The organism is Terrabacter sp. AAH1 (assembly GCF_054456855.1).
This window is the reverse complement of the sequence record NZ_JBTJJV010000009.1, coordinates 75,473-96,631: the sequence shown is the minus strand read 5'-3', so window position 1 is coordinate 96,631 and position 21,159 is coordinate 75,473. Positions and strand designations below refer to the sequence as shown.

General features: G+C 72.8%; 21 protein-coding genes and 1 riboswitch. Of the genes, 8 read left to right on the top strand and 13 right to left on the bottom strand.

What is annotated here, in order from left to right:
• Nucleotides 1-87: 87 nt before the first annotated feature.
• From ACXR8F_RS14610 to ACXR8F_RS14595, 4 genes are all read right to left on the bottom strand, one after another.
• The gene (locus ACXR8F_RS14610) at nt 88-846 is read right to left on the bottom strand and encodes a C40 family peptidase (protein WP_045186879.1); all 759 of its coding nucleotides are present in this window, start codon (nt 844-846) and stop codon (nt 88-90) included.
• A 2-nt stretch (nt 847-848) separates the two neighbouring features.
• Nucleotides 849-1,018, bottom strand: a riboswitch (cyclic di-AMP (ydaO/yuaA leader).
• Nucleotides 1,019-1,277: 259 nt separating this feature from the next.
• The gene (locus ACXR8F_RS14605; protein WP_045187296.1) at nt 1,278-1,973 is read right to left on the bottom strand and encodes a metal-dependent transcriptional regulator; all 696 of its coding nucleotides are present in this window, start codon (nt 1,971-1,973) and stop codon (nt 1,278-1,280) included.
• A 29-nt stretch (nt 1,974-2,002) separates the two neighbouring features.
• Complete coding sequence (locus ACXR8F_RS14600; RefSeq protein ID WP_458801490.1) at nt 2,003-3,295, bottom strand: MFS transporter; 1,293 nt, start codon at nt 3,293-3,295, stop codon at nt 2,003-2,005.
• A gap of 78 nt (nt 3,296-3,373) precedes the next feature.
• Nucleotides 3,374-3,712, bottom strand: a complete 339-nt coding sequence (locus ACXR8F_RS14595; RefSeq protein WP_458801488.1) for a hypothetical protein — start codon at nt 3,710-3,712, stop codon at nt 3,374-3,376.
• A 3-nt stretch (nt 3,713-3,715) separates the two neighbouring features.
• Between ACXR8F_RS14595 and ACXR8F_RS14590 the strand changes: the two genes are divergently transcribed.
• The gene (locus ACXR8F_RS14590; RefSeq protein WP_458801486.1) at nt 3,716-4,858 is read left to right on the top strand and encodes a hypothetical protein; all 1,143 of its coding nucleotides are present in this window, start codon (nt 3,716-3,718) and stop codon (nt 4,856-4,858) included.
• Nucleotides 4,855-5,127: a hypothetical protein gene (locus ACXR8F_RS14585; RefSeq protein ID WP_458801484.1), complete on the top strand. Its 273-nt coding sequence runs from the start codon at nt 4,855-4,857 to the stop codon at nt 5,125-5,127. Before ACXR8F_RS14590 ends, ACXR8F_RS14585 begins: the two co-directional genes overlap by 4 nt.
• A 215-nt stretch (nt 5,128-5,342) precedes the next feature.
• Here ACXR8F_RS14585 and pdxH read toward each other — a convergent pair whose 3' ends face one another.
• A complete protein-coding gene (gene pdxH, locus ACXR8F_RS14580) occupies nt 5,343-6,080 on the bottom strand; it encodes a pyridoxamine 5'-phosphate oxidase (RefSeq protein ID WP_458801482.1) in 738 nt (245 codons plus the stop codon).
• 110 nt (nt 6,081-6,190) lie between these two features.
• On the opposite strand from pdxH, the gene ACXR8F_RS14575 reads away from it, so the two are divergent.
• Nucleotides 6,191-6,595 (top strand): hypothetical protein, encoded by a 405-nt coding sequence (locus tag ACXR8F_RS14575; RefSeq protein WP_045186888.1) that lies wholly within the window; start codon nt 6,191-6,193, stop codon nt 6,593-6,595.
• 27 nt (nt 6,596-6,622) lie between these two features.
• Here the strand turns inward: ACXR8F_RS14575 and ACXR8F_RS14570 are convergent, their stop codons facing one another.
• The gene (locus ACXR8F_RS14570; protein ID WP_458801480.1) at nt 6,623-7,249 is read right to left on the bottom strand and encodes a pentapeptide repeat-containing protein; all 627 of its coding nucleotides are present in this window, start codon (nt 7,247-7,249) and stop codon (nt 6,623-6,625) included.
• Between the two features lie 97 nt (nt 7,250-7,346).
• Here ACXR8F_RS14570 and ACXR8F_RS14565 point away from each other — a divergent pair, with 97 nt between their 5' ends.
• Nucleotides 7,347-8,468, top strand: coding sequence for a citrate synthase 2 (locus ACXR8F_RS14565; protein WP_045186892.1), 1,122 nt, complete (start codon nt 7,347-7,349; stop codon nt 8,466-8,468).
• Nucleotides 8,469-8,605: 137 nt separating this feature from the next.
• Here ACXR8F_RS14565 and ACXR8F_RS14560 read toward each other — a convergent pair whose 3' ends face one another.
• The gene (locus ACXR8F_RS14560; protein WP_045186895.1) at nt 8,606-9,529 is read right to left on the bottom strand and encodes a hypothetical protein; all 924 of its coding nucleotides are present in this window, start codon (nt 9,527-9,529) and stop codon (nt 8,606-8,608) included.
• Between the two features lie 245 nt (nt 9,530-9,774).
• Here ACXR8F_RS14560 and serC point away from each other — a divergent pair, with 245 nt between their 5' ends.
• The gene (gene serC / locus ACXR8F_RS14555; protein ID WP_458801617.1) at nt 9,775-10,899 is read left to right on the top strand and encodes a phosphoserine transaminase; all 1,125 of its coding nucleotides are present in this window, start codon (nt 9,775-9,777) and stop codon (nt 10,897-10,899) included.
• Between the two features lie 195 nt (nt 10,900-11,094).
• Nucleotides 11,095-12,450, top strand: a complete 1,356-nt coding sequence (locus tag ACXR8F_RS14550) for a lytic transglycosylase domain-containing protein (RefSeq protein WP_458801477.1) — start codon at nt 11,095-11,097, stop codon at nt 12,448-12,450.
• Nucleotides 12,451-12,663: 213 nt separating this feature from the next.
• Here the strand turns inward: ACXR8F_RS14550 and ACXR8F_RS14545 are convergent, their stop codons facing one another.
• From ACXR8F_RS14545 to ACXR8F_RS14535, 3 genes are all read right to left on the bottom strand, one after another.
• Complete coding sequence (locus ACXR8F_RS14545) at nt 12,664-13,950, bottom strand: MFS transporter (protein WP_045186898.1); 1,287 nt, start codon at nt 13,948-13,950, stop codon at nt 12,664-12,666.
• On the bottom strand, nt 13,947-14,396 hold the full coding sequence (locus tag ACXR8F_RS14540; protein WP_045186900.1) for a MarR family winged helix-turn-helix transcriptional regulator: 450 nt from the start codon (nt 14,394-14,396) through the stop codon (nt 13,947-13,949). The genes ACXR8F_RS14545 and ACXR8F_RS14540 overlap by 4 nt, the downstream gene beginning before the upstream one ends.
• 171 nt (nt 14,397-14,567) lie before the next feature.
• A complete protein-coding gene (locus ACXR8F_RS14535) occupies nt 14,568-16,067 on the bottom strand; it encodes an NCS2 family permease (RefSeq protein WP_458801475.1) in 1,500 nt (499 codons plus the stop codon).
• 59 nt (nt 16,068-16,126) lie between these two features.
• Between ACXR8F_RS14535 and ACXR8F_RS14530 the strand changes: the two genes are divergently transcribed.
• A complete protein-coding gene (locus tag ACXR8F_RS14530; RefSeq protein ID WP_458801473.1) occupies nt 16,127-16,378 on the top strand; it encodes a DUF2530 domain-containing protein in 252 nt (83 codons plus the stop codon).
• A gap of 33 nt (nt 16,379-16,411) precedes the next feature.
• Here ACXR8F_RS14530 and ACXR8F_RS14525 read toward each other — a convergent pair whose 3' ends face one another.
• From ACXR8F_RS14525 to ACXR8F_RS14515, 3 genes are all read right to left on the bottom strand, one after another.
• Nucleotides 16,412-17,317, bottom strand: coding sequence for a DUF3027 domain-containing protein (locus tag ACXR8F_RS14525; RefSeq protein ID WP_458801471.1), 906 nt, complete (start codon nt 17,315-17,317; stop codon nt 16,412-16,414).
• Between the two features lie 4 nt (nt 17,318-17,321).
• Complete coding sequence (locus ACXR8F_RS14520) at nt 17,322-17,714, bottom strand: cold-shock protein (protein ID WP_045186909.1); 393 nt, start codon at nt 17,712-17,714, stop codon at nt 17,322-17,324.
• A gap of 112 nt (nt 17,715-17,826) precedes the next feature.
• Entirely contained in the window at nt 17,827-18,768 is a 942-nt protein-coding gene (locus ACXR8F_RS14515) for an aldose 1-epimerase family protein (RefSeq protein WP_458801469.1), read from the bottom strand.
• A gap of 71 nt (nt 18,769-18,839) precedes the next feature.
• Between ACXR8F_RS14515 and ACXR8F_RS14510 the strand changes: the two genes are divergently transcribed.
• Entirely contained in the window at nt 18,840-21,155 is a 2,316-nt protein-coding gene (locus ACXR8F_RS14510) for a helicase-associated domain-containing protein (RefSeq protein ID WP_458801467.1), read from the top strand.
• Nucleotides 21,156-21,159 lie beyond the last annotated feature (4 nt).

Genomic DNA, 21,159 nt, shown 5'->3' with positions numbered 1-21,159 from the left:
AACCACGGAGCCGGTGACGGGCCCGAAACGCGTTGTGCCCCCGCCGGAGTCGGCGAGGGCACAACGGCACGAGAGGTCGTGCGAGGCTCAGAAGCGGCCGTAGCCCGAGGGCCGCGTCCAGATCGAGTGGTTGCCGATGACGGTGCCGGGGCGCTGGGCGTCGATCATGCGGCCCGGGCTGACGTAGATGCCCACGTGGTACGCCGGCGAGCCGAAGAAGACGAGGTCGCCCGGCTGGGGGTCGCTGACGCGGGTCGCGGCGGCCTGCTGCGCGGAGGCCGTGCGCGGGATCGAGATGCCGGCCTGGCGGTAGACGTAGGAGGTCAGGCCCGAGCAGTCGAAGCCCGAGGGCGACGAGCCGCCGTAGACGTAGGGGACGCCGAAGAAGGACTGCGCGATGCCGACGATGCCGGAGGCGCTGGGGATCTTCGCGTCGTTGAGCGCGACGCGGGCGGTGGAGCGCGAGGCGCGCTCGGCCGCGGCGGCACGACGCTCGGCGGCGGCCTTGTCGGCGGCAGCCTCGGCGCGCTCGCGCTTGACCTTGATGTCCTCGATGACGAGGGGCTTGGTCTTGAGCGCCGGCTTGCCGTAGCCGATGGCCGACAGGGCGTTCGCGGCCTTGAGCGAGCCCACCTGGGGCCCGACGACCGCCGGGCCGGCAGCGGCGCTGACACCGTCAGCGGCGTTCGCCGTGCCGGCGAACGAGGCGACGAGGCCACCCGAGGCGGCAACGATCGCGGCGCCCTTGACGGCCGGCTGGGCCGACTCCTTCGCGATCGTCTTGAGCTCCGAGATCGCGTTGAATCGACCGGGGGCGCGGTGGCGCCCGGGAACGTTCTGAGCCACGTTTGACCTCTCGACGCCTACGAGGTGAGCTGTCGGGTTCGGGCTGGAGGTACTCGCCCGGCCTTCACTCGGACCGTTGCGGTCCACGGAGGGCTTCACCCCAAGGACGTCTCTCGACGCCCGGAGAAAGTGGTTCCCCCGCTCCTGCCATGCGGTTCGTCACTGGCCACAGGTCGATGGCAGGACTAGGCGGTCCGACCCGGGGCACCTGCTCGACGGGGAGAGCAAGTGCGGCCAAACTACCCAACCCGCCCCGAGTTGTCACCTCCGGGTCAGCACCAATTTCGGAAGCGTCCCGCGACTCGGACACGACGCGGACAACCCGTGGCAGGGTGTGCCAAAACGCCCCGGCCGATCGGGGCAGACCTTGACGTAGGCCGGTGGTCAGGCCGCGTGGTGACGCCTCGAGGCGAGGCGGGCGAGGCGGGGGGTCAGGCCGTCTGGCAGTAGACGTGGACGGCGACGTCGTCGGGCAGGGAGACGCCCGTCGAGGGCTCGCCGCCGTCGCGGACGACGACGACCCGGGACCCGTCGCGCGTGACGTCGACGCGCGCTCCGGGCACGACGCCGGCGCTCGTCAGCAGGCCGAGGGCCTCGGGGTCGACCTGGACCGGCTCGCCGATGCGGCGGATCGTCACGCTCGCGGCGCTGTCGCGCACGGCTGTCGTGAGCGGGATGAGGCCGGTGAGGAAGTCCTCGTCCTGGTGCATGCCGAGCTCGTCGAGGCCGGGGATGGGGTTGCCGTAGGGCGACTCGAGGCCACCGCCGATGAGGCCGAGGATCTTGCGCTCGACCTTCTCGGACATGACGTGCTCCCAGCGGCACGCCTCGTCGTGTGCGTACTCCCACTCGAGGCCAATGACGTCGACGAGGAGGCGCTCGGCCAGGCGGTGCTTGCGCATGACGCGGGTCGCGAGCAGGCGGCCGTGGTCGGACAGCTCGAGGTGACGGTCACCGGAGACGGCGACGAGCCCGTCACGCTCCATCCGGGCCACGGTCTGCGACACCGTCGGGCCCGAGTGGCCGAGACGCTCGGCGATACGAGCGCGCAGGGGCACGATGCCCTCTTCCTCGAGCTCGTAGATCGTCCGGAGGTACATCTCGGTGGTGTCGATCAGGTCCGTCACGGTCATACCCTCTCAGAGTTCTCGGACGGTCAGTGACCACCCGTCGCGGCGCCCGTCCCCGCCCCTGCCCTGGAGGCCCTGGTGGGGTCGTGCCGGGGCACCCAGATGCGCAGCCATCCCGCGCCGACCACCGCGCCCACGCCGAGCACGACGGCCGAGGCGCCGAGTGACATGACGGCGCTCAGCCCTGACAACGCCAGGGGCCCCGCAGCCCTTCCCAGGTCGGCGCAGAGTCGCCAGCCCCCGAGGAACTGCGCCCGCCCGTCGGCCGGGGACGCGTCCGCGCCCAACGTCATGATGAGGCCCGCCCCGAGCCCGTTGCCGACCCCGAGCACCGTGGCGGCGGCGGTCACCGCGACGAGGCTCGTGGCGAGCGGCAGCAGGGCCATCCCCAGCCCGAGCACGAGCATGCTCGGCACGGCCGCCGCGACCCGGCCGTAGCGGTCCATGAGCCAGCCGGACGGGTAGAAGAGCGCCATGTCGATGGCGCCGGCGACGCCGAAGACGAGCGAGGTCTGCGCCGGTGAGAAGCCGACCGACTCGGCCCACAGCGGCACGAGCGCCTCGCGGATGGCCCGCGCACCGGCCACACACATCGCCCCCGTGCCGAGCGTCAGCAGCACGTGGCGGTGCTGGGCCAGCACCGACATGACGCTCCGCGGGACGCCGGCCGTGGCCACCCGGTGCGCCGACCCGGTGATGTCCGGCGCCACGAGCACGAGCACGAAGGCCGCGAGGCTCGCGACCCCGCCGACGGCGTACGCGGACTCGATGCCCCAGCGCGAGATCACGACGGAGCCGAGGAACGGGCCGACGAAGTAGCCGATGCGGTGGACGCCTCCCAGCGTCGAGAGCGCCCGGGCGCGCATCGCGACCGGCACTGCCTCGGTGAGGTAGGCCTGCCGGGCGAGCCCGAAGAGCGACCCGGCGAGGCCGATGACGACCACCCCTGCGAAGAGCATGACCAGCCCGCCCGCGAGCGCCGAGACCAGCATGCCGACGGCCTCGACGACCGCCGCGGCCAGCAGGGCCCGGCGTTCCCCGATGCGGGCGGCGAGGGCCCCGGACGGCAGGTCGCCGAGCAGCTGCCCGACGCCCAGCATCGCGACGAGCAGGGCCGCGACGCCGATCGAGGCGCCGAGCTCGCGGGCCGACACCGCCACGATCGGCGAGACCGCGCCGGCCCCGGTCGAGCCGAGCAGGGTGGGGCCGTACGCCGACAGCGCGATCGCGCGGAGGCTGACGACCGGCTCGCCCTCGCCCTCGCGCTCCCGCTTCCGCCCGCCGGCACCCTCGCCGCCGCGGCCCCGAATCTCGGTCACGCCACAGGACCCTAACGATCGGGTTACTCGGGTGGCCCGCTCGTCCGGGCGACGGAACGATTGGCGCGTGACCGGGAGTCAGGGGACCAGCAGTCCCGCGGCGGTGGACAGGGCGTTGGCGGCGACGACCGCGAGTGCCAGCGTCGTGACGCCCTCCCGGCCCCGCACCCGCCACCACCACACGAGCACCGCGGCCTCCACGACGACCACGACGACCTCGGCGGCGACGAGCTGCAGCGGCGAGGTGAACCGGGTCGAGACGGCATACAGGAGCGGCTGCGTCAGCACGTTGACCCCGACGGCCGCGGCGACGGCGCGGCGCCAGGACGACCACCCAGCCAGGCGCGCGAACGCGACCAGCACGGGCGTCTCGACCACGACGGTCAGGGCGAACGCCACCCACGCGCGGGCGGTCACGGCGTGACCAGCGTGACCCGCGCGACCGACGCGGCACCGGGGACGCAGGGTTGGCGCACCGTGACGCTCCTCGTGCTCGGGGCCGTCGCCGCAGCGCTGGCGCTGGCGCTCGGGGCACCGGTCGCGACGGCCGTCATCGGCCTGATCCTCTTCGGCATCCTGCACAACCTGCTCGAGATCCGCTACGTGGCCGGCCGCTTCTCGGGCCTGTTCGGGCGCCCGTTCCTCGACCTGCTCGTTGCCCTCGTCACGGCGATCGTCGTCTGCCGCCTGCTCGCCGGCGTCGTGGGTCGGCCGGCGCAGCTGGCCGAGATCCTCCTCGGCTACGCAGTCATCGCCGTGGCCGCGCGCTACGGCCTCGAGGGTCGCCGCCGCCGCGTCGCCTGGGCGGTCGTCGCCGCCGCGGCGGTGGTGTCCTCGACCTTCCCGGCGTACCACTTCGTCGTGCTCACGCACCTGCACAACGTCGTGCCGCTCTTCTTCCTCTGGGAGTGGTCGCGCCGCATCGCCTCGCCGCGCGGCCGTCACGCCTTCCGCGCCGCGCAGCTGCTCTGGGTGGTCGCCATCCCCGCCGTCGTCCTGCTCGGGCTCCTCGACGGCACGCTCACGACCGACCCCGGCATCGTGCGCAGCGTCGTCGGCGACGGCCAGACGGTGCTCGCCGCGAGCGCGCCGCCCGGCGCCGCAGCGACCCTGCTCGGGACGCGCTTCCTCACCGTCTTCGCCTTCATGCAGACGATGCACTACGTCGTGTGGGTCGCCCTCATGCCGCGCGTCGCACCCGACGCCTCGGCGTCCTTCGAGGCGCGGGTCCCATGGGTGACCGGCCCCCGGCTGTGGGCCGTGGGGTTCCTCGCGGCGGCGGTGTTCGCCGTGCTCTTCGGCATCGACTTCGCGCAGGGCAAGGCGCTCTATGCCGCCCTGGCGAGCTACCACGCGTACCTCGAGCTGCCGGTGCTGCTGGCGATGCTCGTCGGGGCACGCAGCCTGTCAGCGCTGCCGACTACCCCACCGGCCGATGCCGAGCCGGGTGCGCCGGGCCCGCGACCGGTTCCCGTCCTGTCGCCGGGTGGCACGGGGTCGCTCGGCCCGACCCCCGAGACGGCCGCGGTCGCCGTGGCGCCCGAGCCCGAGGTCGGCACGTGACGCTGGTCGTCCCGTTCGACGCGGCAGCGCCCCCCGAGGACGCGTGGGGGCCCATGCTCGTGGTCGCGCTGGTCGTCGTGGCCGTCGTCGCCATGGTCGTCGGCTTCGGCCGGATCACCCGGGCAGGGCGCGCCGACCGCACGTCGCCGGGTGAGGGGCACCCCGGACCGGGGGACGGCGGGCGTCGCGACGGCACGTCCGGGGCCGGCACCGGCTCGTCGCCTGAGGCGACGGCGAGTGACGACGAGCTGCCCACCGACCCCGTGTAAAAGGTCTTGCCGCCCGATTCATCCCGACGTAGGTTCGAGGAGTCGAACCGAAGGGAGGTGATCCGAGAAGTGATTTCTTCCGGAACGTGTGAGGTGGCCACGCGATAGCCGCGTCCCCACCCACACCCAGGGATGAAGCAGGGCAGTCCGACTCGTCGGGCTGCCCTGTTCCGTGTCCGTTCCACCCCCGCTTCTTCCGGTACGTGAGGTGGGGGTCAGGGCTGCAGGCGCACGCGCGTCCACGCCGCCGGGTCCGCGAGGTCCCCGGCGCCGGTGCGTCGGAAGACGATGCGGTCGTGCAGGCGGTTGCTCCGGCCCGCCCAGAACTCCACCTCGTCGCAGACGATGCGCCAGCCGCCCCAGAAGTCGGGCACCGGCACGTCGTCGTCGCTGCCGGTGTCGGGGAACCGCTCCAGCACCTCCTGCCAACGGCGCTCGAGCTCGGCCCGGTCGGCGGCGGGGCGGGACTGGTCCGAGGCCCACGCCGAGAGCCGCGAGCCGTAGGGGCGCGACTCGAAGTACCGCTCGACCTCGTCGCGGTCGAGCGGCTCGGCCGTGCCACGGAACCGGATCGCCCGGTAGAGGGAGGGCCACGTCAGGCTGGCAGCGACCCGCGGGTCGCCTTGCAGCTGCTGGCTCTTCGTCGAGCCGAGGTTGGTGACGAAGCCGGGTCCGCGCTCGTCGAAGAAGCGCATGAGCACGGTACGCACGTCGGGGGCCCCGGACGCGTCGACCGTCGCCACCGACAGCGCCGACGGCTCCGGCACGTCCGCGCGCTCCTCGGCGGCAGCCAGGGCCGCGTCGACCCACGCGCGGGCCTGGAGGTAGGGCGACTCGGCCACGTCGGTCTCGACGAGCCCGTCACCGGTGTAGTCGAGGCGGCGCACGGCGTGGGCGACGCTCGTGGGCTTGCGATCCGGCTCGTCGGCCGACGCCACGGGGTGGGTGTCCATGAGCCCAGACTAGGGTTGGCGGCACGAAGGCCCGCACGAGCGTCAGGCCCACGGCGCGTGCGGTCCCAGCGAAAGCCCCGGCGCGGCCGGGGCGGGTGAGGAGTCACACGATGGCAGGCAAGGGAAAGCTCGTCACGCAGACCGTGAAGCTCGGGATCAAGTACGGCCCGCAGATCTGGGTGGCCAGCCAGGCGCTTCGCGAGCCTGCGAAGGAGGCCGCCAACAAGGCCATCTCGAGCGAGCGGGCCCGCCGCCAGGCGATGGACCACGCGCGGTCGCTCACCGACGGCAGCATCCTGAAGGTCTACAAGGGCGACGCCGCGCACTGGGTCGTCTTCAGCGGCGACGAGCCCGTCGCGGTCCACCCCGCGACCGACCTGCTGCTCGCGACCCTCGTCGAGCGCGCCGACCTCACCAAGCGCATCCGGCCCCAGGACAAGGTCAGGCCCACCGCGCGCGCGAAGGACGCCGCCGCCACCGCCCTGCGTCGCGGCAAGCCCAACCAGATCAACTGACCTTCTCCCGTTCGGGCAGTGCGGGCCTCAGTCGGTGACGACGATCCCGAGCTCGGCAGCGAGGGCGTCGGCGAGATCGATGACCTGCGGCCGGCTCAACGTCGCCCCCTTGAGACCGGCCAGCCCCACCGGCGACCTCAGCGTCGCCCCCGAGAGGTCGAGTCCGGCATACGTGCCGCGGCCGAACGACGGCTGCTGGAGGGTGCAGCCCTCGAACGTCAGCCCGTCGACCACGGCCTCCTGCAGGTCGAGCTCGACGACGACGCAGTCGACGAAGGCGACGTCCTTGAGCCGCGCGCCGCGCAGGTTGAGGAAGTCGACCTTGCCGCCGACCACCGTGACGTCGCGCCACGTCGAGCCCCATGCCGAGACGGCCGCGAGCCGACAGCCCTCGATCGTCGTCTCCACCAGGCTCGCCTCGACGAGCGTCACCCCGACCCCCTGGACGCGCCGCCACTCGCACTCCGACCAGCGCGAACCGGCGAGGTGGGCCCCGTCGAGGGTCGCGCCCACGAGCGAGCACTCGAGGAACGACGCGCCCTCGGCGTGCGCGCCCGTGAAGTCGGTGCCCTCGAAGCGGACGGCGTCCTGGTGGGGGTCTCGCGTGGCGAACACGGCGTCACGAAACACGGTCTGGTCGGCGGCTGACGGCATACGGTGAGTCTCGCAGCCACGACCCACTCCCAGCCCGATGGTCGACAGCTGCTGGCCTCCACACCGCGGTGGTACCGCCTGCACAGCAAGGACGCACATGGCAGACAGCACGCCCGACCCCGACTTCAAGCCAGGACTCGAGGGCGTCATCGCCTTCGAGTCGACGATCGCCGAGCCGGACAAGGAGGGTGGGGCGCTGCGCTACCGCGGCGTCGACATCAACGACCTCGTCGGCCACGTCGACTTCGGCCACGTCTGGGGGCTGCTCGTCGACAACGAGTTCGACCCCGGCCTCCCTCCCGCCGAGCCCTACCCGCTCCCCCTGCACACCGGCGACGTACGCGTCGACGTCCAGTCGGCCCTCGCGATGCTCGCGCCGGTGTGGGGTTTCAAGCCGACCCTCGACATCGACGCCGAGGAGGTGCGCGACAACCTCGCCCGGGCCGCCGTCATGGCCCTGTCGTTCGTCGGTCAGTCGGCCCGCGGCCTCGACAAGCCGATGGTGCCGCAGCGCGAGGTCGACAAGGCCTCCACCATCACCGAGCGCTTCATGATCCGGTGGCGCGGCGAGCCCGACCCCAAGCACGTCGAGGCCGTCGACGCGTACTGGGTCTCCGCCGCCGAGCACGGCATGAACGCCTCGACGTTCACTGCCCGCGTCATCACCTCGACCGGTGCCGACGTCGCGGCCGCGCTCTCGGGCGCCGTCGGCGCGATGAGCGGACCCCTCCACGGCGGGGCGCCCTCTCGCGTGCTGCACATGCTCGACGGCGTCGAGCAGCAGGGCGATGCCACCGCCTACGTCAAGGGAGTCCTCGACAAGGGCGAGCGCCTGATGGGCTTCGGCCACCGCGTCTACCGCGCCGAGGACCCTCGCGCGCGTGTGCTCCGGGCCGCCTGCGAGCGCCTCGGCGCCCCGCGCTACGAGGCCGCCGCCGCCCTCGAGAAGGCCGCGCTCGACGAGCTGCACGCCCGCCGACCCGACCGGGTGCTCGCCACCAACGTCGAGTTCTGGGCCGCCGTCATTCTCGACTTCGCACAGGTGCCGGCGTCGATGTTCACGCCGATGTTCACCTGCGCGCGCACCGCCGGGTGGTCGGCGCACATCCTCGAGCAGAAGCAGACGGGGCGCCTCATCCGGCCGTCGTCGCGCTACATCGGCGAGGGTCCGCGCAAGCCCGAGGACGTCGCGGGGTGGACGGCCGACATCGCCCACTGAGCGCGAGCCCCCTCGTCCCAGCGCAGGTGCGCTTTCCCGGCAGGGATGCGCTCTTCCGCCAGGAGTGGTTGGTGCACCGCCCACACCTGGAGTGAGCGTCCACCTCTGGAGCGAGCGGCCAGTCGTGAGGGTCCGGCTCAGGCGGCCCACCGTTGCGAGTCGCGGATCGCCTGGTCGACGCGTGCGCGGATCAGCTGGAGGTCGTCGAGCTCGCTCCACACGAAGCGGGCGAAGAACCAGCCCTTGCGGCGCATCGCGTCCTCGCGCCGCTTCTCGAGGAACGAAGCGCTGCTCCTCCCGGTCGGCGACCTGCCGTCGTCGTACTTCCGGGCGCCGTCGAACTCCACGAGGACACGGGCGCCCCTGACACGGAAGTCGGCGTACCTCGTGCCGACGTCGGTGTCGACCTCGAACTGAGGCTCGAGGGAGTGGCCGAGCGCTCGCAGGCGGTGCCCGATGACGCTCTCGCCCGGCGACTCGATGCGGGCATCGGCCTCGCGCAGGATCGAGCGCACCGGGCCGATGCCCCGACAGCGGGCGTGCAGGAGGCACGCTGCCTCCAGCTCGGCAGGTGTCACCAGCTCGCGGTGGAGCGCCGCGTCGGCAGCGACGAGCGCACTGAACGGCACTCCTTCGAGTCCGGCCTGGACGACCCCGATCGCCGTCGGCACCCGACCGGGGGAGGTCAGGACGAGCTCGGGCGGCAGGTCGCGAAACGGCCGGTGGACCTTCACGCCAGGGCTGTTGCGGGTCTGGCCCGGACCCCGGCGGGTGAGGTGCACCGTCGCGAGGTCGAGGCGGTAGTCGGGAAGGCCCTGCGCGACGAGCAGCGACTGGTGGCTGATGAGGGCGCGGCCCCCGAAGCGTCGCCGAGCCGCGACCGTGCGCAGCCAGTGGAGGTCACGGGCGTCGCGTGCCGGCCGGACGGCATACCAACCTCGGAGTAGCGGGACGAGCGCGCCCGCACGCACGGCGGCAGCGATCGCCTTGTCGGGATGGCCAGCGGCGCCCAGCTGGGCGGTGCTGACGACGTCGCCACGGGCGAGCTGCTCGAGATCCACCGGCCCATCGTGGCCCGTCGACGCCCGCGCCCGCAGACACCCTGTGGACAACGGTGCGTGCCCACGTCAGCGGTGGACGCCTGCGCCAGAGGTGGCTGGTGCACCGACCACCTGTGGCGCGAGCCCGCACCGTCGGCGCGCGGGTGCACTCGAACGACACCGTACGCGCGTCCACGCAGCGAGAGACGGTGTCCACGAAGTGGGCAGGTGGGGTTGAATAGGGACTCGTGACCGAAGCACCAGCCGTGACCCAGCCCATCACCATCCCGGCCGAGCTGCTGCCGGCAGACGGACGGTTCGGCTCCGGACCCAGCAAGGTCCGCCCCGAGCAGGTCGACTACCTCACCTCCCTCGGACGCACGGTCCTCGGCACCTCGCACCGCCAGGCACCGGTCAAGAACCTGGTAGGCGAGGTGCGCCAGGGTCTGCGCGACCTCTTCTCGCTGCCCGACGGCTACGAGATCGTGCTCGGCAACGGCGGCTCCACGGCGTTCTGGGACATCGCCGCCTTCGGCCTCGTCCGCGACCGCGCCCAGCACCTCGCGTTCGGTGAGTTCTCCAGCAAGTTCGGGGCCGTGACGACGGCCGCGCCCTTCCTCGGCGAGCCGACGATCGTCAAGGCCGACCCCGGCACCCTCGCCGCCCCGCACGCCGAGGCCGGCGTCGACGTCTACGCGTGGCCCCACAACGAGACCTCCACCGGCGTCATGGCCCCGGTCGAGCGGGTCGAGGGCGCCGACGAGGACGCGATCGTGCTCATCGACGCGACGTCGGGCGCCGGCGGCCTGCCCGTCGACATCACGCAGGCCGACGTCTACTACTTCGCCCCGCAGAAGTGCTTCGCCTCCGACGGCGGCCTGTGGTTCGCCGCCTTCTCCCCGGCGGCGCTCGCCCGGGTGGACGAGATCGCCGCGAGCGGCCGCTGGGTGCCCGACTTCTTCAGCCTGCCGACGGCGATCGACAACTCGCTGAAGAACCAGACGTACAACACCCCGGCCCTCTCGACGCTCGCGCTGATGAAGAGCCAGCTCGACTGGATGAACGGCAACGGCGGGCTCGCCTTCACGACCGGCCGCACCAAGGACTCGTCCACACGCCTCTACACGTGGGCCGAGGAGACCGACTACACGACGCCGTACGTCGCCGATCCCGCCGCCCGCTCGCACGTCGTCGGCACGGTCGACCTGGACGACGCGATCGACGCAGCGACAGTGGCCAGCACGCTGCGGGCCAACGGCATCGTCGACGTCGAGCCCTACCGCAAGCTCGGCCGCAACCAGCTGCGCGTCGCGATGTTCCCGGCCGTCGACCCCGAGGACGTCACGCAGCTGACGAGAGCCATCGACCACGTGGTGGCCCGCCTCGGCTGACCAAGGAGCCCCACCCGATCGACACAGCGATCCGTCCCCCCTCGCGCGAAGCCCGTCTTCGAGCCCCGGGGGACGGATCGCTTTCTCGACGGTCGCCGGCGACAGGCGGCTTGCTCACCTCGCGTGACTTTCGCGGGTATGGCTCGTTGACCAGCCCAGACCGCCAATGGGGGCGGCAGTCAACGAGGAGTCACCATGGTCCGCATCGTCCGCGCCGGCACCACCGCGCGCAGGGTCGCTGCCGCCGTGCCGGTCATCGCCCTGGCCACGGCCGGCATCGCCTTCGCCGCCACCCGCGGCTCCGACCAGACCACTGCGCCCACGTCGATCACCGTGCCCGACACGGCCATCACCCAGGGCAGCCCGACGTACCCGCAGGCGGGCCCCGCCCCCGCGCCGATGCAGCTGCCCCCGATCTACCAGACCTTCACCCAGGACTACGCCCGCGTCGACGTGCCCTCCGAGGCCCGCGCCGCGATCACCGCGATCGGCTCCTTCGCCCCCGTGCGGCTCGACGCGAACGGCATCCCGTCCGTGGCCGTCGCCGCCTACCAGCGCGCCGCCGGCGTGCTCAGCGGCATCAAGCCCGGCTGTGGCATCGACTGGGCGCTGCTCGGCGCCATCGGCCGCGTCGAGAGCAACCACGCCCGCTTCGGCGGCAACGTGCTCGACGCGAGCGGCATCGCCCGCCCCGGCATCATCGGCATCCCGCTCGACGGCTCGCGCGGCACCGCCCGCATCACCGACACCGACGGCGGCGCCCTCGACCGCGACACGACCTTCGACCGCGCCGTCGGCCCCATGCAGTTCATCCCCACGTCGTGGCAGATGGCCGGCCGCGACGGTGACGGCGACGGGGTCGCCAACCCGCAGAGCCTCACCGATGCCGTCACCGGCGCCGGGGTGCTGCTGTGCTCCGGCGGCACCGACCTGCGCACGCCCGGCGCCGCCTACCAGGCCGTGATGCGCTACAACCACTCCGACTCGTACGTCCGCACGGTGCTGTCGATCGCCGACGCCTACCGCCGCGGCGTCACCGTCGTGCCCATGAACGCCCTGCCCGCCGCCCGCCCCGCCTCCGGCACCGGGTCGGCCACCCCCGAGGGCTCGGGCTTCGCGTATGCCGGTTCGCCGGCTCCCCGTTCGACGGCTTCGCCGAGCGCCCGCCCCACACCGAGCGCCTCGGCGAAGCCGTCACCGTCGGGCAAGCCGTCGTCGACGAAGCCGGCGCCCAAGCCGGCCCCGACGCCGGCGCCCAAGCCGGCACCCGCGCCCAACAAGCCGGCGCCCGGTGTGCCGCTCCCCCTGCCGACGGTGCCCGGTGTGCCGCTGCCCTCGGTGACCGTGCCCAAGCCGACGGTGAAGCTGCCCAGCGCGACGCTGCCCGCCGAGATCGTGCGGCTGCTGGCGCTGCCCCACCTGCCACTGCTGCCCGGCGATCCCAAGGACCTCGTCCGGGTGCTCGACCCGCTCAAGGGCACCAACGGCACGCTCGTGTGCGTGCTCGACAACAAGGTCGTCACCTGCCCCTCCGGTGGCCTGCTCGGCTGACTCCCCCACCCCCGGCCGGGTTCGCGCCACGAGGCAGGAGCGGTCGCCCATGACGGGCGGCCGCTCCTGTGGCGTCGGCGTGGAGACGCGCGGGGACGTACGCGGTCGATGCGTCCGGCCGCGGTGGTCAGCGCTTGACGAAGGCGGCGACGACCGCGATCGCGATGAAGAGGACGAGCGCCGCGAGCGTGGCGCGGTGGCGGAACTTGAAGTTCACTTCGTCACCTCGGGGGACGTCGGCACCGCCGAGGCGAGCTGGATGCGCAGGCGGGGGTGCCGCTGGGTCTGGATGGTCACCGCGACATTCTGCCGACGCGCGAACCACAGGGCCACCGCCACCAGGCTGAGGCCGACGGCGATGGTGCCGATCGCGATGGTCCAGCGCGGGCCCCAGGCGTCGCCGATCCAGCCGATCATCGGCGCACCGAAGGGCGTGCCACCCATGAAGATCGCCATGTAGAGCGCCATGACGCGACCGCGCATCACCGGGTCGACGCTCACCTGCACCATGGCGTTGGCCGTGGTCAGGGCGGTGAGGGCCGACAGGCCGGTCGGCACGAGGAAGACCGCGAACAGGACGTAGTTGGCGGCCGTCGACAGCAGCGCGGTCGAGATGGTGAAGCCGACCAGAGCGGCGAGCAGGACACGCAGGCGGGGGCGGGCCCGACGGGCGGAGAGCAGCGCGGCGGTGAGCGAGCCGACCGCCATGATCGACCCGAGCAGGCCGTACTCCCCCGGCCCCTTGTCGAAGACCTTGGTGGCCATCAGCGCCATGGTGACCTGGAAGTTCATCCCGAAGGTGCCCAGCACGAAGACCAGCGCCATGATGAGCACGAGGTCGGGGCGCCCCTTGACGTAGCGCAGCCCCGCACGGATCTGGCCCTTGCCCCGTGCCCTCGGCGACGGGGTGAGCAGCTTCGTGTCGAGCCGCAGCAGCGCGACGAGCACGAAGACGAAGGTCGCGGCGTTGGCGTAGAGCGCCGGCGCGATGCCGAACCCTGCGATGACCAGGCCCGCAGCGGCCGGACCGATGAGCCGGCCCAGGTTGAACGAGGCGCTGTTGAGGGCCACCGCGTTGGGCAGGTGCTCGGTGTCGACCATCTCGGACACGAACGTCTGGCGCGCCGGGTTGTCGACCGCCGTCGCGACGCCCTGCAGGAACGCGAGGGCGTAGACGTGCCAGAGCTCGACGACTCCGGTCGCCGTCAGCACCGCGAGGAGCAGCGCCGTGACGAGCAGCGCGGTCTGGGTCAGGAAAAGGACGCGCCGCTTCGGGAAGCGGTCGACGATCATCCCGGCGAAGGGCGCGAGGAGCAGGAACGGCAGGAACTGCAGGCCGGTGACGACACCCAGCGCCGTGGCCGAGTGGTCGGTGAGGACCGTGAGCACGAGCCAGTCCTGGGCGACCCGGCCCATCCAGGTGCCGACGTTGGAGACGATCGCGCCCGAGGCGTACACCCGGTAGTTGGGGATGGACAGCGAGTGGAAGGTGGGGCTCACTTCGTGGCCACCTTCGCGAGGACGGCCGCGGCTTGCTGGAGCAGCTCCCTCTCTTCGTCGGTGAGCGTCTCGAAGCGCGCGAGCAGCCACTCGTCGCGGTGGCGGCGGATGCGGCGCAGCGCCTTGCGGCCCTCGCCGGTCAGCGACAGGATCACCTGCCGCCCGTCGGTGGGGTCGTCGGCGCGCGCGACGTAGCCGGCCTCGACGAGCGCGCTCGTGGTGCGCTTCATGCTCGGGGCCGACACCTGCTCGATCTCGGCGAGCTCGCTGTTGGTGCGAGGGGTGTCCTCGAGGCGCGCGAGCACCGAGAACTGGTGCGGCGGCAGCTCGCGGTCGGACTCGAACCGGACCCGGCGCGAGATGCGCATGCAGGCCAGTCGGATGTCGTTGGAGAGCGAGACGAGCTCGGCCCTGGAGAGGTGGGTGATCGGAGTCTTGGTACGCAAGGGGCGGGTCCTCGGAAGTGCTGTCTGGTGGTGCTTAGCCTAACTCATTACCTCGGCTAACCATTCCCGCGTGTCCAGGGTTGTGGGGGCGTGAGACGCACGAAGGCCCCCTCCCGAGCGGGAGGGGGCCTTCACGGCATACGTGCTCGGGTCGAGCAGTGGCAGGACGACTCAGGTGAAGAGCGCCTCGAGCGGGGTCTTCGCGAAGTAGAGCACGAAGAGACCCGAGACCACCCACAGCAGCGTGTGGATGCGGCGGGCGTGCCCCTTCGCGATCTTGACCAGCACCCACGCGATGAAGCCGGCGCCGATGCCCACCGTGATGTTGTAGGTGAACGGCATGAGCACGATCGTGAGGAACGCCGGCAGGGCGACCTCCATGTCGTGCCAGTCGATGTTCGTCACCTGGGTCATCATCAGGAAGCCGACGATGACGAGCGCCGGGGCCGCGGCCTCCGACGGCACGACGGCGAAGAGCGGCGCGAGGAACGTCGCGAGCAGGAAGAGCACCCCGGTGACGATCGACGCGAGGCCGGTGCGCGCACCCTCCTCGACGCCGGACGCCGACTCGATGTACGAGGTGTTGCTGCTGACGCCACCCGCGCCACCCGCGATCGCCGCGACCGAGTCGACGACGAGGATCCGGTCGGTGTGCGGCGGGTTGCCCTCGTCGTCGAGCAGCTCTGCCTCGGTGCCGATGGCCACGACCGTGCCCATCGTGTCGAAGAAGTCGGCGAGCAGCAGCGAGAAGACGAAGAGCGAGGCCGTGATGATGCCGAGCTTCTCGAACGAGCCGAGCAGGCTGAACTGCCCGAGGATGCCGAGGTCGGGCGTGTTCGTGATCGAGCTCGGCAGCGCGGGCACCGTGAGCACCCACGTGTCGGGGTTGGTGAGCGCACCCTTGTCGTCGTAGACGCGCGGACCGAGCTTGAAGATCGCCTCGAGCACCATGGCCAGCGCCGTCGCCGAGACGATGCCGATGAGGATCGCGCCCTTGACCTTGCGGATGAGCAGGATCGCGATGAGGAAGACGCCCACGACGAAGACGAGCGTCGGCCAGCCGGTGAGGCTGCCGCCGATACCGAGCTCGCTCGGCACCGACCCGGGGGTCGTGGGCCGGCGCGCGAAGCCCGCGTCGATGACGCCGATGAACGCGATGAACAGGCCGATGCCGACCGAGATGGCGACCTTGAGCGGCGGCGGGATCGCCTTGAAGACGGCCTTGCGGAAGCCGGTCAGCACGAGCACGAGGATGATGACGCCCTCGATGACCACGAGGCCCATGAGGTCGGCGTACGTGATCTTCTGCGACGCGTGGGTGATCACCATTCCGGTGATGAGGCCGTTTATGCCGAGGCCGGCCGCGAGCGCGATCGGGAAGTTCGCGAAGAGCCCCATAGCGATCGACATGACGCCGGCCACGACCGCGGTGCCCACCGCGACGAGCAGCTTGCTCTCGACGAGGTTGTCGACGCCGCCGATCATGTGCCCGGAGCCGTCGACGACACCCGAGAGGATGATCGGGTTGAGCACGACGATGTAGACCATCGTGAAGAAGGTGACGATGCCGCCCCGCACCTCGCGCGCCACGGTGGAGCCGCGCTCGGTGATCTTGAAGAAGCGGTCGAGCCCGGATGCCGTGTCCGGACGAGTGGTGGTATCGGCTGACATGCCGCACACCTTAGTGGTGCCGTGTTTCGGCTGCGTTGCCAGACCGTAGGCTGGCGGGCGTGACCGACCCGTCCCCGGCCCCCTCGGCAGCACCCGAGCAGATCGAGCCCCTGCACGTGCCGATGCTGCGCATCATCGAGGTCGGACTGGCCGCGTGGGTCGTCGCCCTCGTCGTGACGCTCGTCGTGCCCGCCCTGCACGAGGGAGACCGCGACTGGTGGCCGTGGGCGTGCGTCGCCGGCTTCGCGCTCGGCGGCATCGGCTGGGCCTACGTACGCCGGGGGCGCGGCAACGCGCGCGACGCCGCCTGAGCTGCCGCGACCGGTTCCGCTGGGCCCGCCCGGTCAGTCGGTGACCGGGTCGTCGGAGCCGTGCTGGCCCGGCTCGTCGACCTGGACCGCCTCGGCGGCCGGCTCGGCGTCGCTCTGGGCCTCGTCGCTCTGTGCCTTGTCGGCGGGCTGCTCGTCCGAGGTCTGGGCCGGCTCGGCCGCCTCGGCAGGCTCGAGGTCGACGGCGAACTCGTCGACGATCGGGTCGCCGACCGACGTCGGCTCCGGGTGCTCGACGTCGGTCTCGGAGTGCGCGCCGCAGCCGTGGTCGAGCGAGACGACCCGGCCGTCGGACGGGCTCCACTCGTTGGCGCACACGCCGAACGTGGCGCGCAGCGCACCGGCCATCGGCAGGAAGTAGCCGCAGGTCGTGCAGCGCTCGGTGGCCTTGGCCGCGACCTCGGACGTCGGGCCGTTGTCGCCGGCGTACCACCGCGTGGCCGCGGCCTCGCGGCCCTCGGCGGACAGCACGCGGGGCCGGCCGAGACCGAGCTCGAAGAAGGCCATCTGGTCGACGTCCTCGTCGCCGGTCGCCTCGAAGCCGGCCTCGAGGTTCGGGTCGTCGGGCCGGAAGGGCAGCACGTCGCCCGCGCCGAGGTCGCCGGGAGCCAGCCGGTCGGCATACGGGAGCCACTCGGGGGCGAGCACCGCCTCGGGACCGGGCAGCAGGTTCGTCTCGCAGACCGTCGCGACCTTGCCGCGCGGCACGCGCGCGACGCTGACGCCCCACCGCCACCCGCGGTAGCCCGGCGACGTGCACTCGAACCAGTGCATGCCGAGGCGCTCCTCGAGCAGGTCCATGCCGAGGTGGGCGCCGACGGTGCCCGGTTCGGCGACCTCCTCGAGGGCGGCACGGGCCAGGTCGGCCGCCGCGAGCAGCACGGCGTCCTTCTTCGTCGAGGCGGTGGCGGTCACGGTCATGGGGTCACTTCTCCAGCTCGTCCGCGAGCCCGCGGAGGGCGCGCGCGAGGTTCGAGGCCAGCTTGCGCTCGGGGCGACGGCCGGCGCGGTAGCCGGCGCTCGCGCCGTCGAGCAGCTGGACGACGTCCTCGATGATGACGACGAGCTCCTCGGGCGTCTTGCGGGTCTGCGCCGTCTTGTTGGCGACGACGGACTGCACCGGGTCGAGCACCTTCACGGAGAGCGCCTGCGGACCCTTGCGGCCGTCGACGACGCCGAACTCGACCCGGACGCCAGGCTTGACCGTGACGCCCGCCGGTAGGGCGTTCGCGTGCAGGAAGACGTCGGCACCGGACTCGTCGGTGATGAACCCGAAGCCCTTGTCGGCGTTGTAGAACCTGACCTTGCCAGTCGGCACAGTCCACCTCGTTGCATGTCGTCGGTCGCGCGGATGACGGCACGACTCGATGGCGCTCCTTGCGCTCGCTTCAAGCCTAACGGCTCCGGGCAAGCCGGACTTCCGTCTGCCGTCAGGCGGGGCTGATGCCCCACGTGCCGGTCCACTCCTCGCCGGGCTCGAGCACGACGAGCCCGGCGCCGGAGTTGAAGGCGTCGGCGGGGCAGCTCATCGGCTCGACGGCGATGCCGACCTCGCCCTTGCGGTCCTCGGCGATGGCCGTGAAGACCTGCAGCCAGGGGAAGGCCGCGTCGGCCCACAGGGTGGCGGCGCGGTCGGCGGCGGCCACCGTGCACCGCCACATGCCGTCGTCGTCGCGCACCACGTCGGTGTAGGCGGTGTCGAGGCGCACGTCACCGACCGCGTGCGGGCGGAGGAAGTCGAGCGGCTGCCCCTCGACCGGGAGGGTCGCGCTCGGCAGCAGCCGGTCGTCGACCTGCACCCAGCTGCGGGCCGGGATCGTCAGCTCGACCTCGGGCAGGAGGGTCTCGCCGATCGCCAGGTAGGGGTGGGCGCCGTAGCCGAAGGGCGCGGGCGACGGGCCGACGTTGCGCGCCGCCGTCGTGACGACGAGGCCGGAGTCGTCGAGCAGGTACGTGGTGCGCAGGTCGAGGAAGTGGTCCCAGCCCGGCTGCGGGTGCAGCCGGTAGCCGACGGTGACCATGTCGTCCTCGATCTCGACGAGCTCCCAGAGCGCCCAGCGCACGAGGCCGTGGCTCGCGTTGCCGCGCGGCACCTCGGTGATGGAGAGCTGGTGCTCGGTGCCCCCGAAGGTGTACTTGCCGTCGCGGATCCGGTTCGGCCAGGGCATCAGCTGCTGGCCGCGGCCCGACGCGCAGGCCTCGTCGGCGGCGTACCCGGCCACGACGTCGACACCGTCACGGGTCATCGTGCGCAGCCCGCCCCCGACCTCGACGACGGTCGCCTCGAACGGACCGTGCCCGATGGTCCACTGCTGCCCGGTGGGCTGGGCCGATGCGGCACCGGCGGCGGACGCGGGCGAGAGCGCGCTCATGCGCCCAACGCTAGCGGCCGACCCGGGTCGGTGCCGCGGAGGCCCGACGAAACGGGCACTAGGTTGGGAGGATGGCCACCCCGAGCCGCAGCCTCGCCGACGACATCCGCGGTCGCAGCGACGCCCAGCTCATCGACCTCGTGCTCGCGCGCCCCGATCTCGCGCGCCCCGCACCGGCCGACCTCACCTCGCTCGCGGCGCGGGCCGGCACGCGCGCGAGCATCCAGCGAGCCGTCGAGGCCCTCGACCGAGGGCACCTGCAGGTGCTCGAGGCCCTGGTCGTGGCAGGTGACGCCGCCGACCGCGCCGACCTGCTGCGCCTGCTGGGCTCCGACGACGAGTCGACGGTCGACTCGCTCGTGGAGGACCTCTGGAGGTCGGCGCTCGTCTGGCGCGGCGCCGACGGCCACCACGTGGTGCGCACGGTGCCCGAGGTGCTCGGCACGTCCGTCGCCGGCCTGGGGGCGCCGATGCGCGAGCTGCGCCCGTCGGCGCCGGCCGAGCACTCGTCCCCGGAGCACGTCGCGGCCGTCATCGCCGAGGCACCCGACGACGCCCGGGCGATGCTCGAGCGCATGACGTGGGGCCCGGCGTTCGGGGTGCTGCCCACCGCGACCCCCGGCCGCACCACCGCCCGCTGGCTGCTTGAGCACCACCTGCTCGTGCCCGTCTCCGCCGACCGGGTCGCCCTGCCGCGCGAGGTCGGTCTCGTGCTGCGCGACGGCCGGCTGCACCGCGCCCCGGAGCTCACCCCACCGGTGGTCGAGGCGCGCACGGTCTCGCTCGTCGACGCGGCGGCCGGCGGGGCTGCGAGCGAGTGCCTCACCCACCTCGACGAGCTCACGGCCGCGTGGGGTGCCGAGCCCCCACGGGTGCTGCGGGCTGGCGGGCTGTCGGTCCGCGACCTCCGCCTGGCCCAGACGGCGCTCGACCTCGACCCCGAGCACACGGCCTTCGTCGTCGAGCTCGCGTATGCCGCCGGGCTCGTCGCCGACGACGGCGAGGTCGTGCCGGTGTGGGCTCCCACGTCGGAGATCGACGACTGGAGCTCGAGCGAGGCCGGCCACCGGTGGGCCACGCTCGCCCTGGCGTGGCTCGCGTCGACGCGCGCGCCGCACCTCGTGGGGCGGCGCAGCACGGGCACCGGACCGGTCAACGCGCTCGGCCCCGACGTGCAGTGGCCCGCCATCCGCGGCATCCGCCGCGAGGTGCTGCGCGAGCTCGCCTCGCTCGAGCTCGGCCGTGCACCAGCACCGGACTCGCTTCGCGAGCGCCTCGCCTGGCGGCGCCCGAACCGGTCCGCCGGGGTGCTCGACGAGGCCGTCGACGCCGTGCTCCGCGAGGCCGAGTGGCTGGGGGTCACGGGTCGCGGTGCGCTCTCGCAGGCCGGACGCGTCCTCGTCCCGGCACCCGTCCCGGGCACGGGGGCGGCGCCGGCCGGGGCCGACACCGAGCCCGACGCCCCGTCCCTGCTCGACCGCGCGGCGGCCGCGATGTCACCGCACCTGCCGTCGCCCGTCGACCACATCCTCGTCCAGGCCGACCTCACCGCCGTCGCACCCGGTCCGCTCGTGGGTGGCCTCGGGTCGTTCATGCGGCTCGCCGCCGACGTCGAGTCGCGCGGCGGCGCGACCGTCTACCGCTTCACCCCAGAGTCCGTGCGGCGCGCACTCGACGCGGGCTGGACGGCCGCCGACTTCATCGAGACCGTGCGCCGCTCGAGCCGCACGCCGCTGCCCCAGCCCCTCGAGTACCTCGTGTCGGACGTCGCACGACGGCACGGGCAGACCCGCATCGGCGGCGCGGCGGCATACGTCCGCTCGGACGACGAGTCGGTGCTCGACACGATGCTGGCCTCGCGCGAGCTCGCGCCCTTGCGGCTGCGGCGCCTCGCGCCGACGGTGCTCGTGTCGTCGGCCGACCCGCGGGTGCTCGTCGACCTGCTCCGCGACAGCGGTTTCGCGCCGGTGCACGAGGGCCAGGACGGCACGGTCGTGCACGCCGAGGCACCGCGGCGCCGCGCCGGCGCACGCCGCCGGGGCCCGGGCCCCGCGGTCTCTCCCGTCGATCGCGCCTACACGCAGACCCTCGTCGACGGGCTGCGGGCCGCCGAGGCCACCGCGGACCAGAGACGGGCCGAGGACGAGTCGCGGCCCGGTCCCCGCATCCAGGCGATGGACCCGGTCGTCACGCTCTCGCTGCTGCGCGACGCGGTCGCCGACCGGCACGGCGTGTGGATCGGCTACTCCGACGGGCACGGCGCGACGAGCCGCCACCTGATCCACCCGCAGCGGGTGGAGGGCGGCCGGGTGCGCGCCACGGACGAGTCCGGCCACGAGAAGTCCTTCTCGGTGCACCGCATCGTCGGCGCGACGCTCGAGAGCTGAGCCG